At 73.6% G+C, this 1,823-nt stretch carries 1 protein-coding gene; it reads left to right on the top strand.

Translation table 11 applies throughout. The features are described from left to right. On the top strand, positions 1–1,823 hold a 1,823-nt coding region (locus tag ND747_RS16220), incomplete at both ends, for a type I polyketide synthase (protein ID WP_251734449.1).

Raw genomic sequence — 1,823 nt, 5'->3', positions numbered from 1 at the left:
CGGACACGGCCGGTGACCCGGTCCTGACCCTGGGAGCCCTGACCACACGGCCCGTCGCCGCCACCGACCTCACCGCCCCCGACGCGTCGGCCCGCGGCGCGCTGTTCACCGTCGACTGGATCCCCCTCGCCACCGGCCAGGCCCCGGCCGACGCGCCCGCCTGTGCCGTGATCGGGGACGTGGCCGACCTGCGAGCGCTGGAACAGGACCTCCCGCCGTGGCTCATCCTTCATGCCGGGCCTACCGACGGCGCCGGAGAACTGGCGCGGGTGCGTGGGGAACTGGCGCGGGTGCTGGACGTGCTGCAGGTCTTCGCCACCGACCCGGCCTTCCGGGAAATCCGGCTGGCGGTGGTGGTCCGGGACGCGGGCAGCGATCCGGTGGCGGCCGCGGTCGCCGGGCTGACCCGCTCGGCCCAGTCCGAGAACCCGGGCCGCATCCTGCTGGTCGACCTCGCCTCGGACGCGGCGGAACCCGTCGATCTGACGGGTCCGCTGGAGCAGGCCGCCGCCGCGGACGAAGGAGAGATCCGGCTCAGGGACGGGCGGATCGAAGTCCCCCGACTCACCCGAGCCCCTCAGGAGGATTTCGCGGCCGGGGACCTGGGTGCGGGCTGCGTGGTGATCACCGGCGGAACCGGGACCCTGGGCGGTCTCGTCGCCCGCCACCTCGTCGCCGAGCATGAGGTCCGGAGCCTGGTGCTGGTCTCAAGGCAAGGCCCCGCCGCGCCCGGAGCCGCACAGCTGCGGGAGGAGCTGGAGGCCGCCGGCGCCCACGTGCGGATCGTCGCCGGTGACGTCGCCGACCGGGGTCAGGCCGAGGCCCTGCTGGACTCGGTGCCGGGGCCGCTCAGCGGGGTGATCCACACCGCTGGTGTGCTGGATGACGCGGTCTTGGGCGGGCTCACGGCGGAGCGGCTGGAGGCCGTACTGCGTCCGAAGGCGGATGCGGCCGCGCATCTGGACGAGCTGACCCGAGGGCTCGGGCTGGCGGCGTTCGTGCTGTTCTCCTCCGTCGCCGGGGTGCTGGGCGCTCCGGGGCAGGGGACCTACGCGGCCGCGAACTGCTATCTCGACGCCCTTGCCACCCGTCGGCGTGCCGCCGGTGAGGCCGCGGTGTCCCTCGCCTGGGGCTATTGGGCGCCGGCGAGCACGATGACCGAGCACCTCAGCCAGGCCGACCTGGCACGCATGAGCCGCACCGGGATGGGCGCGTTGGATCCCGAGCCGGGTATGGCGCTGCTGGATCAGGCTCTCACCTCCCGTCAGCCGACGCTGGTCCCGATGGTGCTGGACCTGGCGGTGCTGCGTCGCCACCACGGTCCTGTCCCCCCTTTGCTCCAGGCTCTGGCGGGGCCGCAGCGCCGCACCGCCGCCTCCGGCACCGTCGGAGCGTTGCAGGCGACGCTGGCGGCGATGGATCGGGAGGATCAGGTGGCCCATCTGGTCGGCCTGGTCCGCGCCGAGGCCGCCGTGATCCTCGGGGCCGCCGGTCAGGACCTGGTGCGGGCCGACCAGACGTTCAGCGACGCGGGGTTCGATTCACTGACGTCGGTCGAGCTGCGCAACCGTCTCACCGCTCTGACCGGAACAGCCCTGCCGGCGACGCTGGTGTTCGACTACCCCACGCCCGCCGCGCTCGCTGACCACCTGTTCACCGAGGTGGCCGGTCTCACCCCGACTCACGCCGTCATCCCGCCGATGAAGATCGTCACGGACGAGCCCGTCGCCATCGTCGGTCTGGGACTGCGGCTGCCCGGAGGTGTGGACGGCCCGGCCGCGTTGTGGGAGCTGCTGTCGTCGGGTGCGGACGTGGTGGGGGAG

Origin of the sequence: Frankia sp. R82, from assembly GCF_023716925.1 — a bacterium.
GTDB lineage: Bacteria > Actinomycetota > Actinomycetes > Frankiales > Frankiaceae > Frankia.
Note: the sequence above shows the minus strand (reverse complement) of the source record. Positions and strands in the feature narration are given on the sequence as shown.